We start from the raw sequence: 14,344 nt of genomic DNA on the forward strand, positions 1-14,344 counted from the left end.
CTCTCGCCGCACCGGCCGAAAGCCCGAGTACGTCCAGTACGAGGACTTCCGGCCGGCACACCGAGAGCACGCACCGGACGCCGCTCCTTGACGGGCGAACGTTGCCTGCCGCGGCACTAGATCCTTCCCGGGTCCCCTTTCCCAGGCCCCTCCCGGGGGCTTGTCCCAGGCCCTTTCGGGGCCCCCTGTCCCGGGCCCTCCCCGGGGGCGGCCGACCGCTCGGGGCCGGTACGCACTACGCTGGAACGGGAGTGACACACCTGATCACTGTGAGTGTGCGCGTTGGAGTGACGAGGATGAGCCCGGTCTATCCGTTCGACGAGGCCGCCACGGCGCGGGCCGTCGTCGACGAGCACGGCGTCCTCGTCGAATGGAACGAGGGCGCGCGCCGGCTGCTCGGCTGGGCGCCGGAGGAGGTGCTGGCCAGGCCTGCCGCGCACCTGCTCGCGGACGGCACGCCGGTCTCCCTGCCCGAGGGACACCGCTGGAACGGCACTCTCACCCTGCGTCACCGTGACGGCCACGCCGTGTCCGTCTGGGTGCTCGCACACCACCGGCACGCGCGGGACGGCGGGGACTGGCTGGTGGTCACCCCGCTGGAGGGCCGCGACCGCGACGCCCCGGACGACGTGCTGTCCCGGGCCGGACTCGTCCAGTCCCCCTGTGCCGTCGCGATCTACGACGACCGGCTGCGACTGCGGGCCGTCAACGACGCCATGGCCGAGGTGCTCGGCGTCTCCGGGAAGCGGCTGCGCGGCCTGCGCCTGCCCGAGATCGGCGGCGGGCCGCAGAGCGCGGACATCGAGCGGCACATGCTCCGCGTCCTCGACACCGGCCGGGGACACGACGTGCGGACGTACGTGCCGATCGGCGGCGACGGGCGGATGAACGCCTGGATGGCCCGGATGTCCCCGATCACCGACCCCGCCGGCCGGGTGCGCGGGGTCTGTGTCGCCGCCCACGACTTCACCGAGCAACACCGGGCGCGCGAGCGGCTGCAACTGGTGAACGAGGCCAGCGTGCGCATCGGCACCACGCTGGACGTCAGCCGGACCGCACAGGAACTCGCCGACGTCTGCGTCCCCGCCCTCGCCGACTTCGTCAGCGTCGACCTGGTGGACCCGCCCGCGCACGGCGGTGAACTGCCCATCGGCCCGCTGAGCGTGCCGGCCGCGCTGCGACGCGTCGCCCACCGCTCCGTCACCCCGGGAGATCCCGAGGCGGTGACCGCCGTCGGGCACAGCGAGATCTACCCGGCGGTCTCGCCGCAGGGCGCCTCCCTGCTGTCGGGGCACGCGATCGTGGTGTCCGAGGGCTCGGGCGACCTGGAGAAGTGGCTGGCCTGGAACCCGGTGCGCAGCCGGCGCGTCGGCCCGCTCGGCGTCCACTCCACGATGTCGGTGCCGATCCGGGCCCGGGGCATGACGCTCGGCGTCGCCGTCTTCACGCGCTTCGCCCAGCCCGCCCGGTTCCTGCCCGACGACGTGCTGCTGGCCGAGGAGGTCACCGCCCGCGCCGCCGTCTGCATCGACAACGCCCGCCGCTACTCCCGCGAGCGCGAGACGGCCCTCGCCCTCCAGCGCAGCCTCCTGCCGCGCACCCTGGCACGCACGGCCGCCGTCGCGGCGGCCTCCCGCTACCTCCCGGCGGCACGGGCCGGGGTGGGCGGCGACTGGTTCGACGTGATCCCCCTGTCCGGGATGCGGGTCGCCCTGGTCGTCGGGGACGTCATCGGCCACGGGGTGGAGGCGTCGGCCACCATGGGCCGGCTGCGCACCGCCGTACGCACCCTCGCCGACATCGACCTCGCCCCCGACGAACTGCTCACCCACCTCGACGACGTGGTCGCCCGGATGTCCGCCGAGGCCGGCGACGAGGACGGGGGACGCCCCGGCGAGGTCGGCGCGACCTGCCTGTACGCGGTGTACGACCCGGTCTCGCGGCGCTGCACGCTGGCCCGTGCGGGACACCCCGCCCCGGTCCTGGTCCCGCCCGGCGGCCGGCCCCACCGGGTCGAGCTGCCGCCCGGCCCTCCGCTCGGCCTGGGCGGGCTGCCGTTCGAGTCGGCCGAGCTGGATCTGGACGAGGGCAGCGTCCTCGCGTTCTACACCGACGGGCTGGTCGACAGCCGTGAGCGGGACGTCGAAGCCGCGCAGCGGCTGCTGCGAGAGACGCTGGCCGAGCCCGGCGACTGCCTGGAGGAGGCGTGCGACCGGGTGCTGCACGCGCTGCTGCCCGCGGGCAGCCCGGCCGACGACGTCGCCCTGCTGCTCGCCCGCACCCGGGGCCTGCCCCCGTCCCAGGTGGCCACCTGGGACGTCCCGGCCGACCCGTCGCTGGTGGCGCCGGTGCGCAAGCAGGTCGTCGACCAGCTGGAGACCTGGGGGCTGAGTCTGGTCTCGTTCACGGCGGAGCTGGTGGTGAGCGAGCTGGTCACCAACGCCATCCGGTACGGCACCCCGCCGATCAGGCTGCGCCTCATCCACGACGACACCCACCTGATCTGCGAGGTCTCCGACACCAGCAGCACCGCGCCGCACCTGCGCCGGGCCAAGACCTGGGACGAGGGCGGGCGCGGACTGCTGCTGGTCGCACAGCTCACCCAGCGGTGGGGCAGCAGGCACACCACCGAGGGCAAGACCATCTGGGCGGAGCTGGGCCTGGCCGACGACGAGTGAACCGGAAGGGCGCAGCGCCGGGCGAGCCCGGCGGCCCTCCGGTTCGCGTTCAGGACGCGTCCGGCAGGCCGAGGTTCGGGCGTGTCCGCCGGTTTCAGGTTCGGGGCGCGTCCGGTTCGGGCGCGTCCGCCGGTTTCAGAATTCAGGGCGCGTCCGTCGGGTCCGGTGTCAGGACGCGTCCGTCAGCCAGGGCCTGACGTGGCGGCGCGCCGCGTGCAGCCGCGACTTCAGCGTGCCGAGCGGGATCCCGGCCCGCTCGGCGGCCTCGGCGTACTCCAGCCGGCAGATGTCCCGGTACACCAGGGGCGCCACCAGGTGCGGGTGCTCGCGCTCCAGCCGCTCCAGCGCCTCCAGCAGGTCCACGCGGGAGCCCGCGATGACGCTGGTGGTGCGCGGGTCGACGTGCTGGGCCGGTTCGATGGCGGCGGGCTGCTCGGCGGCACGGCGCTTGAGTTCGCGGTACTTCTGCCGGCAGCAGTTGGCGACCACCGTGCAGAGCCACGTGCTGAACCGGCTGCGGCCCTCGAAGGTGGTGATCCGCCGGGCGAGCTGGAGCAGCACGTCCTGCGCGGCCTCCTCCGCGTCCTCGCGGCAGGGCAGGAACCGCCCGCAGCGCCGCACCACCTCGGGACGGATCTCCCTCAGCAGCGCCTCCAGCGCGCCGCCGTCGCCGGCCGCGGCCCGCCGGGCCAGCTCTTCGGTCGGCTCCGCGTCGTCGGTCACGACGGGCCTCCTTGGAGTCGATCTCGCAGCAGGCATGATAGTGCCATGCACTCCGTCGGACGGATCGGCCGCTACCGGCTCGAACGGCGCCTGGGGACCGGCGCCTTCGGCACGGTGTGGCTGGCCCACGACGACGAACTGGACGCTCCGGTGGCCGTCAAGGTCCTCGCCGAGAACTGGTCGCACCGCCTGGACGTGCGGGAACGGTTCCTGTCCGAGGCGCGGCTGCTGCGCAAGGCCGCCTCGCCCCGCGTGGTGCAGGTCCACGACATCGGTGAACTGCCCGACGGCAGACCGTACTTCGTCATGGAGTACGCCGACGCCGGCACCCTGGCCGACCTGCTGGACGACGGTCCGCTCCCGGTGGCCGAGGCGCTGCGGCTGACCGCGCTGGCCGCCCGGAGCGCGCAGGCGCTGCACGAGGCGGGCATCGTGCACCGGGACATCAAACCGAGCAACGTCCTGCTGCGCACCGCGCCGGACGGCACCCGGCGGGTGCTCCTGGCCGACCTGGGGCTCGCCAAGAGCCTGGCCGAGGCCTCGGGGCTGACCCTGGCCGCCGGGTCGGCCGGGTACCGGCCGCCCGAGCAGGCCGAGCCGGGCGCGGGCATCGACGCGCGGGCCGACGTCTACAGCCTGGGCGCGGTCGGCTACCAGCTGGCCACGGGCACGGTCCCGGGCGCGCCGGGCCGGATCGTGCCGCCGCGTCGGCTGCGTCCGGGCCTGGACCCCGGCGTGGCGCGCACGCTCCTGCGGGCCCTGGAACCGGACCGCGAGCGGCGCTGGCCCACCGCCGAGGCGTTCGCCCGGGAACTGGAGCGGGCGGCCACTACGGACACGGACGGGTCGGACGGGTCGGACGGGTCTGACGCGGCAGGCGCAGCAGGCGGGGCGGGCCCGCCGGACGCCCGGCCGCGCGTGCGGCGTGGGCGGCTCGGGCGGCGCGGGACCGTGGCGCTGACGGCCGCCGTCGCGGCCGTCGCGGGCGCGGGCGTCGCCCTGGCGCTGACGCTGCGGCCGTCGGCGCCGCCCGGCGTGCGGGTGGCGGACGCCACCGGCCGGATCGAGCTGCGGGTGCCCGACGGCTGGGGGCGGCAGCTGCGGGACTCCGGCTGGGACCCGCGGACGCTGGGGCTGCCCGCCGGGCACGAGCCGGGGCTGGCGGTCGCCGACGACCTGGGGCGGTGGCAGGACCTGGGAGCCGGGGTGCGCGGTGTGTTCGCCGGACTCAGCGAGCACGGTGACGTCACCGCCCGGGTGAACGCCGTCGACCATCCCGGCTGCCACTACGACGGGAGCCGCGCCTACACGGGCGACCGGTGGCGGGGCCGGGTGCGCGCCTGGACCCGGTGCCCCGGCGAAGGCCGCCTCACGGAGGCCGCGCTGGTCCCCGCGGGTGCCGCCCCGGGGCCCCAGGTGTACGTGCAGATCCGCCAGCGCGACGGCGCCGACGCGACCGACGGCATACTCCGCTCGCTGCGGGTCACCTGACCCCGTACGGGTGAACGTCCCGCGGGCCGGGACCGGGAAGAACACTTCGGGAGGATTTCCCGAGAACCGCGAACTTTCCGGCCGGTCCGCGCATCGGACCTCTTGTCGGCGCACGAGGCGCCGGACGCACGCCCAAGGCGCGTGCGACGAACCACCAGGAGCGTGGAACATGGCGCACACGTCCTCTTCCCCCCGCCGCAGGGCGCTGCTCGCGAGTTCGGTGGCCGTACTGGGTCTGCTGACCGCCTGCGGCAGCGCCGACGGCACGTCGGCCGGCCCGCAGAAGGTGCCGGGCACCGCGGCGCCCGCGACCGGCGGCAGCACGAGCGGTGCCGCGCCCGCCACGAGCGACGCGCCCGGCTCCGCCACCACCGCCCCGGGCGGCACCGCCACCCGGCCGGGCTCCTCCCCCGCCGCCCCGGGCACGAGCAAGGGCACCAGCACAAGCGCAGGCAACGGGAACGGGAACGGGAACGGGAACGGGACCAGCATGGCGGCGCGGAGCACCCGCTGCCACACCTCGGAGCTGAGGGCGACGGTGGGCCGCAACGACCCCGGAGCCGGACAGGAGAACTTCCCCCTCGTCCTCACCAACACCTCCGGCCGCACCTGCACGGTCCGCGGCTATCCGGGCGCCGCCTTCGTGGACGCCTCCGGCAGGCAGCTGGGCCCGGACCCGAAGCGCGAGTCGGGTACACCCGCCACCGTGACGCTGCGCCCCGGCCACAGCGCCTGGGCGGGCCTGACCTTCTCCAACCCCGAGGTGAGCGAGGCGAGGACCGCGAGGCCGGCGACGCTGCTCGTCACCCCGCCCGACGAGCGTGATCACCTCACGGTGAGGTGGACGGCCGGCCAGGTCCCCGTCGGCGGGAACTCCTCCTCGGTCTTCCTCACGGTCCTCAGCCCCGGCACCGCCCCCTGAGGCGGCGCCGGGACCGGCGCATCCGTGTCCCCGCACGTGCGGGCGGAACCCCGACGGGCGTTTGCTTTGATGTGCGGGCACCGTCGACCGCGCCCGGAGGACCGAGCCCTGAACACCCCGTTCGCAGAGACACTCTCCGTCGTCCTGCTCGTCGCCGTCCTCGCCTGGGCCGTCGTCCGGCCCTTCGGCTGGCCCGAGGCGGCCCTGGCCGTTCCCGCCGCCTGCGTCGCCGTCGCCACCGGGGCGATCTCGCTCGGCCACGCGCGCGCCGAGGCGCAGCAACTGGGACCGGTGGTCGGATTCCTGGCCGCGGTGCTGGTCCTCGCCCACTTCTGCGACGTGGAGGGGCTGTTCCAGGCGTGCGGGGCGTGGATGGCCCGCCGGGCGGGGGGCCGGCCGGTGCGGCTGCTGACGGCGGTGTTCGCGCTGGCGTCGGCGATCACGGCCGTGCTCAGCCTGGACGCCACGATCGTGCTGCTCACCCCGGTCGTGTTCGCCACCGCGGCCCGGACGGGCGTACGGCCCAAACCGCACGTGTACGCCTGCACCCACCTGTCCAACACGGCGTCGCTGCTCCTGCCGGTCTCCAACCTCACCAACCTGCTGGCTTTCGCGGCGAGCGGCCTGAGCTTCACCCGGTTCGCCGCGCTGATGGCGCTGCCGTGGCTGGTGGCCATCACCGCCGAGTACGTGGTCTTCCGCCGCTTCTTCGCACGCGACCTGGCGGCGTCGGCGCCCGCGCCGGACACCGGCGAGGCTCCCGATTTCCCCGTGTTCGCGCTGGTCACCGTGGGCTGCACGCTGGCGGGGTTCGTCGTGACGTCCACGTTCGGCGTCGAACCGGCGTGGGCGGCGCTCGCGGGGGCGCTGGTGCTGGCCGGGCGTGCGCTGGTGCGGCGCCGGGCCACCCCGCTGACCGTGGTGCGGGCGGCGGCGCCGGCCTTCCTGGCGTTCGTCCTGGCGCTCGGGATCGTGGTCCGGGCGGTGGTCGACAACGGGCTCGCCGACGCGCTCGGGCACCTGCTGCCCGGCGGCACCGCACTGCCCGCGCTGCTCGGTGTCGCCGCGCTCGCCGCCGTCCTGGCGAACCTGATCAACAACCTCCCGGCGGTCCTGGTCCTGCTGCCGCTGACCGCCCCCGCCGGGCCGGGCGCGGTCCTCGCGGTGCTCCTCGGGGTCAACATCGGCCCCAACCTGACGTACGCAGGATCGCTGGCGACCCTGCTGTGGCGGCGGATCGTGCACCAGCACGAACACGGCGTGGACCTCAAGGAGTTCACCCGCCTGGGTCTGCTGGCCGTGCCGGCCGCGCTGGTGCCCGCGGTGGTGGCACTGTGGGGGTCGCTGCAGGTCCTGTGAGATGCCCGAACGACTGACGGAGGTCGTCGTATGCGTGTGATCGCCTGGCTCGTCGAGGGCACCTGGCCCGCCTGCGTGGACGCCGTGCGCGCCCACGCGCCGGACACCTCCGAGGTGGTGCTGCTGCACGTCAGCGGCGCCGAGGTGCCGGCCGTGGCGCACGGGGCGTTCGCCGGGCTGCTCGGCCGGGGACACCGCGAGCGGGATCCGGGCGCCCGGCTGACCGACCTCGGCGGCACCTCGGCCGCCGAGCTGCTGGAGGCGGCGGCGGCCCGGCTCGGGCGGCCGTGCGCCCGGCTGGAGCGGGCGGGGCGGGCCGAACGCGAGGTGGTGGCCGCCGCCGAGGACGCCGACCTGCTGGTGCTGGCCCGCGACGGCGACCGCGACCGGCTCGGGCCGCGCAGCCTGGGGCCCGCCGTGCGGTTCGCCGTGGACCACGCTCCGTGCCCGGTGCTGCTGGTGTGGCCGGAGGCGGCGCCGGACCTCACGACGCTGCCACCGCCACCGCCGCCGCACACCGGCCCGGGCCACGGCGGGCAGCCGCACCCCGGGCCCCCGCGCACGCCCTGACGGCGCCGGTGGTCAGTGGCCGCTGACCTCGTGCGGCGTGTAGGGGCGGGCCAGCTCCTCGATCTCCTTGTCGCTCAGTTCGAGTTCGACGGCGGCGACCGCGTCGTCGAGGTGCCCGGGCCGGGAGGCGCCGACGATCGGTGCCGTCACCGTGTCCTGGTGGAGCAGCCAGGCGAGGGCCACCTGGGCGCGCGGGACGCCGCGCTCGCCGGCGATGCGGGTGACGGCCTCGACGATGGCGCGGTCGCCCTCCGGGTAGAGGGTGCTGCCGAAGTTGTCGGTGGCACTGCGCCCGGTCTCGGTACCCCAGTCGCGGGTGAGACGGCCGCGGGCGAGCGGGCTCCAGGGCAGGACGCCCACGCCCTGGTCCGCGCAGAGCGGCAGCATCTCGCGCTCCTCCTCGCGGTAGAGGAGGTTGTAGTGGTTCTGCATGGAGACGAAGCGGGTCCACCCGTGCGCCCGGGCGGTGTACTGCGCCTTGGAGAACTGCCAGGCGTACATCGAACTCGCCCCGATGTAACGTGCCTTGCCGGCCTTGACGACGTCGTGCAGCGCCTCCATCGTCTCCTCGATCGGCGTGTACGGGTCCCAGCGGTGGATCTGGTAGAGGTCGACGTAGTCGGTGCCCAGGCGGCGCAGGCTGTGGTCGATCTCGGTCATGATGGCCTTGCGGGACAGTCCGGCGCCGTTGGGACCCGGCCGCATCCGGCCGTGCACCTTCGTGGCGAGCACGATGTCGTCGCGGCGGGCGAAGTCCCGCAGGGCGCGGCCGACGATCTCCTCGCTGGTGCCGTCGGAGTAGACGTTGGCCGTGTCGAAGAAGGTGATCCCGGCCTCCAGCGCCTGCCGGACGAGCGGCCGGGACGCCTCTTCGTCGAGGGTCCACTCGTGCGCGCCGCGCTCGGGTTCGCCGTAGGTCATGCAGCCCAGACAGATCCGCGACACGTCCAGGCCCGTCGAACCGAGCTTCACATACTGCATCGTTGCTGCTCCTGTCTTCGGGGTGGTTGCCGGGCAGAGCGTAGGCCGCTTCGGATCACGACGGCCGGCCGTACCGGATGCCGGACGCGTGGCTGCCTCAGGCGCGGGACGGGAGGTCGGGCCGGTGGCGGGCCGGGCCGAGGAGGCCGAGCGCCGCTCCCCGACGGACTCCGAGCGCGTGCCGTCCTGAGGGTGTGCGCCGGCGCGCGCCCGGATGTCCTCGATGTCGAAGAAGCCGCCCGTCGCGACCGGCGTGGCGATCACGCCCACCTCTCAGCCGCGGTCCCCCGGCGGCGGCGACCAGGGTGCCGCCTCCGGAAGCCCTGCCGACGCCGCGGACGACGACGTGGAAGAACGGTCTCCCGCGGCCTGCCCGGTCGGTTCGGTCGCCCGCGGCAACTTCACCGCCGCTGCGCCGACCGGGCCGGCCCGTGGTCGCCCTCAGTCCCTCGTCGCCGCCGCCGGCGCCGCTCCCGGCGTTCCCTTCACCCCGCCGTCCCGGCCGCGGCGTCCTTCTCCGTCACCGTGATCGCCCCGACGGGGCAGGCCCGCGCGGCCTCGCGGACCATGGGGTCGCCGCCGCCGTCCTCCCGGCCGGGGATCAGGCTGCTGAAGCCGTCGTCGTCCTGGGTGAAGACACCCGGGGCGGCCAGGGCGCACTGGCCGGCGCCGATACAGCGGTCCTTGTCGATGTCGATGCGCATGGGAGCAGCCTCTTACCAGGTCACGGGGAGTTCCAGCATTCCTTGGAGCGTGTCGCCGGGTTTGAAGGGGATCTCCTGCGGCGGTGCGGCCAACCGGAGGCCGGGCAGCCGGGCGAAGAGGGAGCCCAGGGCGATCTCCATCTCGGTGCGGGCGAGGTTCTGGCCGAGGCACTGGTGGATGCCGAAGCCGAAGGCGACGTGGTGGCGGGTGGGCCGGTGGAAGTCGAGCACGTCCGGGGTGTCGTAGAGGCTCTGGTCGCGGTTGATGACGGAGGTGGAGAAGACCACGCCGTCCCCGGCCCGGATGGTGGTGCCCGCCACCTCGATGTCCTGGTCGGCCTGGCGCAGCAGTCCGTCCGCGATGGACAGCATCCGCATCAGTTCCTCGACCGCGACGGGCAGCAGCGCGGGGTCGGCGCGCAGTTCGGCCAGCCGCTCGGGGTGCTGCAGGAGGGTGTACGTGCCCAGCGAGATCATGTTGGCGGTGGTCTCGTGGCCGGCGACGAGCAGGATGATCGCGAGGGCGACGACCTCCGCACGGTCCAGTTCGCCCTCGCGCAGCCGTTCCTGGACCAGGTCGTCCAGGACTCCGTCGCCCGGTTCCTTCTGCTTGCGGTCGACCAGGTCGCCCAGGTACGTCTCCAGCCGGCCGCGCGCGTCCAGCACGTCGGCGACGTCCGGGCCGCGCAGCAGCCGGCGGGACTGCTCCTCGAAGAACTCGTGGTCGGCGTAGGGAACGCCGAGCAGTTCGCAGATCACCATGGAGGGCACGGGGAGGGCGAAGTCCCGGACCAGTTCGGCGGGCGGCCCCAGGGCGGTCATCCGGTCGATCAGGCCGTCGACGATCCCCTGGATACGGGGCCGCAGGGCGGTGGCGCGTTTGAGGGTGAAGCTGGGGATCAGCATGCGCCGCTGCGTGCGGTGATCGGGGTCGTCGACCCCGAGGAGCGCGGTCTTGCGGTCGCGCACCGCCGCGAGACGGGCGGTGGTCACCGGGAACCCGAGACGGGTGCGGTCACTGGACAGGCGCGGGTCGGCGAGCAGTTCGCGGGCGAGGGCGTGCCCGGTGACGACCCAGGCCGGGCGGCCGTCGTAGAGGGTGATGCGGGCGAGCGGCCGGGACTCGCGCAGGGGATCGTAGCCGGTAGGCGGGTGGTACGGGCAGGAGCGGTCCTGCGGGAAGGCCACGGGGTGGGGGGTTTCGACGGTCGGGTCCGGCATGGAAGACCTCGCAGACGAGCGGACGAGCAGACGAAGTGTGCGTCGTGCCGATCTTCATTAGATGCCTGAGGCATCTATGGTGCGACGCGAAGTTCGGCCACTTCGACGATCCACCGGATCTGGCCGGGAAGCACCTCTTCCGTTCCGTGGTTCGTTCCGTGGTTCGTTTCGTGATCCGGCTTCGCAATTCGATTGTCCTCGCCGGGCCGGGCATGCACGATCCGGCCGTGTCCTCGGCCGTCGTACCGCCGCTGCCGCCGTCCGCCGCCTCCGGGACGGGGCGCCGGCAGCGGCCCGGCCGTCCGCGAAGGCCCGGTACGCCCCGGTCCTGACGGCCGTGTCCGTGGCCGGACTCGTCGCGGGCCTCGGCATCGCGGTACCCGTCGGCGCCGTGGGGACGTGCATGGTCCCGCTCGCCGCCCGTACCTCCTTGCGGGCCGGTGCCTGCGCCGCGCAAGCCGCCGGGGCCCCGCACCGGGGCACGTTCGTCCTCGCCGCCTTCCCCGCCGCCGCGAGCCGGCAGCCGCTGCCCGTCTGCGACGGCGCGCTGCTCGGCAGGGATCCGGCCAGCCCGGGGGGCCGCCTGCGGTGCGGACGTCGCTGCCGTCCGGAAGCACCCCCCTGGGTACGGCGCTCGGCGGACACGGTGGACGGACCCGTCCGGACACGGACGTGGCGCGATACGGGCGCCGGTGGCCGCACTCTGCTGCCGGATCTCGCCATGAGTGGCGGCGCCCGCGGAAGATGACCGTCCCAGGCGTGACCGGAGGGGAACGCGGTAGGGATGAAACGTCCGGGCAACGGTGTTGTACCGCAGCGCGTGACCGGAGACCGACCGAGCGAGGAGAGGACCGACCACATGCCTCTTGAAGGCGAGTACGAGCCCAGCCCCACCCAGTGGGTACGCGAACAGGTGGAGCTGTACGAGAGCTCCGGGGGCACCGAGGGGACCACGCTGAGGGAGACGGGGCTGCCCGTCATCCTGCTGACCACGCGCGGCGCACGCAGCGGCCGGCTCCGCAAGACCCCGCTGATGCGGGTGGAGCACTCGGGGCGTTATGCCGTGGTGGCCTCGCAGGGCGGCGCGCCCAAGCACCCGTTCTGGTACTTCAACCTGCTGGCCGACCCCCGGGTCGAACTCCAGGACGGGCCCGTCAAGCGGGACATGACGGCCCGTGAGGTCACCGGAGCGGAGAAGGCCGAGTGGTGGGAGCGGGCCGTCGCCGCGTTCCCGCCGTACGCCGAGTACCAGGAGAAGACCTCGCGGGAGATCCCGGTCTTCGTCCTGGAGGCGGCGCCCGACGGGCACTGAGCCCCGGCGGCGGCAGGGCCCGGGCTCCGGGTGCGTCCGTTGCGGGCGGATCCCGGCCGTGAGGCATGGACCGGCCGTGGAGCGGGCACCCGTCTGTCAGGCCCCGCCGCGCTCCCCCGTCGCGGCGGGGCTCTGCCGTGCCTCCTCCCCGGCGGGGCGGTCGGTCACATCGAGGAAGATCTGGTCCGCGGCGGGGACGGTGCGGGCGATCGACCGCTTGATGCGCACGGCGACCTCCTCCACCCGTTCGCTGTCCATGCCGGGTGCCAGGTCGACCCTGGCCGCCACCAGCACGGAGTCGAGGCCCAGCTTCATGGTGAGCAGCGCCTCCACACTGTCGATCTCGGGCTGCGCCCGCAGCAGACTGCGGATCCGGCCGCTGAGTTCCGGGTCCGCGGCCTCCCCGATCAGCTGGTCGCGTGCGTCGCGGCCCAGGCGGTAGGCGACGTAGACGAGCAGCGCGCCGATCGCCAGCGAGGCCGAGGCCTCCCACACGACCTGCCCGGTGGCCATGTGCAGTGCCATGCCGGCGATGGCGAGCGTGACACCTAGCACCGCGGTGCCGTCCTCGGCGACCACCGTGCGCAGCGCGGGGTCGCGCAGCCCGGCCGCGCCGCCCTGGGCGCGCACCTGGTGCACCGCCCGCAGCAGCGAGGTGCCCTCGGCCAGCAGGGCGACCCCGAGCACGATCAGGCCGATGACGTACCCGGACAGGTCCTCGTGGGCGCCCTCGCGCAGGGCCTGGACGCCCTGGAAGAAGGAGAAGCAGCCGCCCATGACGAAGATGCCGACGGCCGCGAGGAGCGACCAGAAGAACCGCTCCTTGCCGTAACCGAAGGGGTGCCGTCGGTCGGCGGGGCGGCGGCTGCGGCGCAGCGCGGCCAGCAGGAAGACCTCGTTGAGGCTGTCGGCGACGGAGTGGGCCGCCTCGGACAGCAGGGCCGGCGAGTGCGCGACGAGGCCGCCCACGGCCTTGGCGACCGCGATGACCAGGTTCGCCGCGAGCGCCACCAGCACGGTGACCCGCGTCTTCCGGTCGGCGGTGGGCCCCGGCCCCGTCTCGGCTCTCTCGGCTCTCTCGGCTCCGTCTGCTGAATCGGCCGTGGGGGCGCTACCGGTCGCCCCGGCGGTTGCGGTGTGCCCGGTCGTTCCTGTTCTCCCGGCTGTTCGCGTCGTCTCTTCGGCTGTCTCGTCGGATGTCCCGTCCACGTTCGCCGACTGCCCCCCGTCCGCGCGGATCACACCGTGCCGTCGGCGGATTTCGGGGAACGTGTTCACCAGTGCACCTCGATCGGTGCACCTCGATCGGTGCGCGGCGACCGCAGGGAGGACCGGCATGAGCGACGGGGACGACGGGAACGGCGGCAACCGCTCCTACGGCCACAAGGCCTTCAAACGCTCGAAGAGCCACTTCGCCGACCGGATCACCGCGGACGGGCGGGACGGCTGGCCGGTGGCCGCCGGGCGTTACCGGCTGGTGGTGAGCCGGGCGTGTCCCTGGGCGAGCCGGGCGCTCGTGTCGCGGCGGCTGCTCGGCCTGGAGGACGCCTTGTCGCTGGCCGTGGTCGATCCGATCCAGGACGACCGGAGCTGGCGTTTCACGCTGGACCCCGGCGACCGGGACCCGGTGCTCGGCATCCGTCACCTCAGCGAGGCCTACGACCGGAGGGAGAGCGGCTACCCCGGCGGGGTGAGTGTGCCCGCGGTCGTGGACGTGCCCAGCGGTGAGCTGGTCACCAACGACTACCAGCGGATCACCCTCGACCTCGCCACCGAGTGGAAGGACCTGCACCGGCCCGGGGCGCCCGACCTGTACCCGCGGGCGCTGCGCGACGAGATCGACACGGTGACGGCCGAGGTGTACGAGGACGTCAACAACGGCGTCTACCGGGCGGGTTTCGCGACCGGCCAGCAGGAGTACGAGGCCGCGTGCGAGGGCGTGTTCCGCCGGCTGGACCTGCTCACGGAGCGGCTGGCCCGGCAGCGCTACCTCGTCGGCGACACGATCACCGAGGCGGACATCCGGCTGTTCACGACGCTGGTGCGGTTCGACGCCGTCTACCACGGACACTTCAAGTGCAACCGCTGGAAGCTGGCGGAGAACCCGGTGCTGTGGGCGTACGCCCGTGACCTCTACCAGACGCCGGGCTTCGGCGACACGGTCGACTTCGACCACATCAAGCGGCACTACTACCAGGTGCACACCGGCATCAACCCGACCGGCATCGTGCCCCTCGGGCCCGACCTGTCCGGCTGGCTTACGCCGCACGGGCGCGAGGAGCTGGGCGGCCGGCCCTTCGGCGAGGGGACACCGCCGGGCCCCGTGCGCGAGGCCGAACGGATCCCGCCCCGGGGCCGGCCCTGACCCGGCGCCGTACGCGCC

General features: G+C 74.3%; 12 protein-coding genes. 7 read left to right on the plus strand and 5 right to left on the minus strand.

Annotated features, from left to right (window positions below; translation table 11 throughout):
• The first annotated feature begins 296 nt into the window (after window positions 1-296).
• A complete protein-coding gene (locus ACFC02_RS18205; protein ID WP_376357711.1) occupies window positions 297-2,678 on the plus strand; it encodes a SpoIIE family protein phosphatase in 2,382 nt (793 codons plus the stop codon).
• A 168-nt stretch (window positions 2,679-2,846) separates the two neighbouring features.
• Here the strand turns inward: ACFC02_RS18205 and ACFC02_RS18210 are convergent, their stop codons facing one another.
• Window positions 2,847-3,401 (minus strand): RNA polymerase sigma factor, encoded by a 555-nt coding sequence (locus tag ACFC02_RS18210; RefSeq protein WP_376357714.1) that lies wholly within the window; start codon window positions 3,399-3,401, stop codon window positions 2,847-2,849.
• 45 nt (window positions 3,402-3,446) lie between these two features.
• Here ACFC02_RS18210 and ACFC02_RS18215 point away from each other — a divergent pair, with 45 nt between their 5' ends.
• From ACFC02_RS18215 to ACFC02_RS18230, 4 genes are all read left to right on the plus strand, one after another.
• Window positions 3,447-4,892: a serine/threonine-protein kinase gene (locus ACFC02_RS18215; protein ID WP_376357718.1), complete on the plus strand. Its 1,446-nt coding sequence runs from the start codon at window positions 3,447-3,449 to the stop codon at window positions 4,890-4,892.
• A 169-nt stretch (window positions 4,893-5,061) separates the two neighbouring features.
• The gene (locus ACFC02_RS18220; RefSeq protein ID WP_376357721.1) at window positions 5,062-5,814 is read left to right on the plus strand and encodes a DUF4232 domain-containing protein; all 753 of its coding nucleotides are present in this window, start codon (window positions 5,062-5,064) and stop codon (window positions 5,812-5,814) included.
• Between the two features lie 69 nt (window positions 5,815-5,883).
• Window positions 5,884-7,173, plus strand: coding sequence for an SLC13 family permease (locus ACFC02_RS18225; protein ID WP_376357724.1), 1,290 nt, complete (start codon window positions 5,884-5,886; stop codon window positions 7,171-7,173).
• A gap of 30 nt (window positions 7,174-7,203) precedes the next feature.
• The gene (locus ACFC02_RS18230; protein ID WP_376357727.1) at window positions 7,204-7,743 is read left to right on the plus strand and encodes a universal stress protein; all 540 of its coding nucleotides are present in this window, start codon (window positions 7,204-7,206) and stop codon (window positions 7,741-7,743) included.
• Window positions 7,744-7,755: 12 nt separating this feature from the next.
• Here ACFC02_RS18230 and ACFC02_RS18235 read toward each other — a convergent pair whose 3' ends face one another.
• The 3 genes from ACFC02_RS18235 to ACFC02_RS18245 form a co-directional block, all read right to left on the minus strand.
• Entirely contained in the window at window positions 7,756-8,724 is a 969-nt protein-coding gene (locus ACFC02_RS18235) for an aldo/keto reductase (RefSeq protein WP_376357730.1), read from the minus strand.
• A 485-nt stretch (window positions 8,725-9,209) separates the two neighbouring features.
• Window positions 9,210-9,428 carry a ferredoxin gene (locus tag ACFC02_RS18240; protein ID WP_360961825.1) on the minus strand — a complete coding sequence of 73 codons (219 nt, stop codon included), beginning with the start codon at window positions 9,426-9,428 and terminating at the stop codon, window positions 9,210-9,212.
• A gap of 12 nt (window positions 9,429-9,440) precedes the next feature.
• On the minus strand, window positions 9,441-10,649 hold the full coding sequence (locus ACFC02_RS18245) for a cytochrome P450 (RefSeq protein ID WP_376357735.1): 1,209 nt from the start codon (window positions 10,647-10,649) through the stop codon (window positions 9,441-9,443).
• Between the two features lie 859 nt (window positions 10,650-11,508).
• Here ACFC02_RS18245 and ACFC02_RS18250 point away from each other — a divergent pair.
• Window positions 11,509-11,961, plus strand: a complete 453-nt coding sequence (locus tag ACFC02_RS18250; RefSeq protein ID WP_360961831.1) for a nitroreductase family deazaflavin-dependent oxidoreductase — start codon at window positions 11,509-11,511, stop codon at window positions 11,959-11,961.
• Between the two features lie 96 nt (window positions 11,962-12,057).
• Here ACFC02_RS18250 and ACFC02_RS18255 read toward each other — a convergent pair whose 3' ends face one another.
• On the minus strand, window positions 12,058-12,978 hold the full coding sequence (locus ACFC02_RS18255; RefSeq protein ID WP_376357739.1) for a cation diffusion facilitator family transporter: 921 nt from the start codon (window positions 12,976-12,978) through the stop codon (window positions 12,058-12,060).
• 319 nt (window positions 12,979-13,297) lie between these two features.
• Here ACFC02_RS18255 and ACFC02_RS18260 point away from each other — a divergent pair, with 319 nt between their 5' ends.
• On the plus strand, window positions 13,298-14,326 hold the full coding sequence (locus tag ACFC02_RS18260) for a glutathione S-transferase family protein (protein WP_376357742.1): 1,029 nt from the start codon (window positions 13,298-13,300) through the stop codon (window positions 14,324-14,326).
• Window positions 14,327-14,344: the final 18 nt, after the last annotated feature.

The sequence above is a fragment of the Streptomyces sp. NPDC056160 genome (genome assembly GCF_042268205.1).
Lineage (GTDB): Bacteria > Actinomycetota > Actinomycetes > Streptomycetales > Streptomycetaceae > Streptomyces.

Coding starts and splice junctions, on each gene's coding strand:
- ACFC02_RS18235 (WP_376357730.1), bottom strand. CDS start 8,724: ATGCAGTATGTGAAGCTCGGTTCGACGGGCCTGGACGTGTCGCGGATC.
- ACFC02_RS18250 (WP_360961831.1), top strand. CDS start 11,509: ATGCCTCTTGAAGGCGAGTACGAGCCCAGCCCCACCCAGTGGGTACGC.
- ACFC02_RS18230 (WP_376357727.1), top strand. CDS start 7,204: ATGCGTGTGATCGCCTGGCTCGTCGAGGGCACCTGGCCCGCCTGCGTG.
- ACFC02_RS18205 (WP_376357711.1), top strand. CDS start 297: ATGAGCCCGGTCTATCCGTTCGACGAGGCCGCCACGGCGCGGGCCGTC.
- ACFC02_RS18260 (WP_376357742.1), top strand. CDS start 13,298: ATGAGCGACGGGGACGACGGGAACGGCGGCAACCGCTCCTACGGCCAC.
- ACFC02_RS18220 (WP_376357721.1), top strand. CDS start 5,062: ATGGCGCACACGTCCTCTTCCCCCCGCCGCAGGGCGCTGCTCGCGAGT.
- ACFC02_RS18240 (WP_360961825.1), bottom strand. CDS start 9,428: ATGCGCATCGACATCGACAAGGACCGCTGTATCGGCGCCGGCCAGTGC.
- ACFC02_RS18245 (WP_376357735.1), bottom strand. CDS start 10,649: ATGCCGGACCCGACCGTCGAAACCCCCCACCCCGTGGCCTTCCCGCAG.
- ACFC02_RS18215 (WP_376357718.1), top strand. CDS start 3,447: ATGCACTCCGTCGGACGGATCGGCCGCTACCGGCTCGAACGGCGCCTG.
- ACFC02_RS18225 (WP_376357724.1), top strand. CDS start 5,884: ATGTGCGGGCACCGTCGACCGCGCCCGGAGGACCGAGCCCTGAACACC.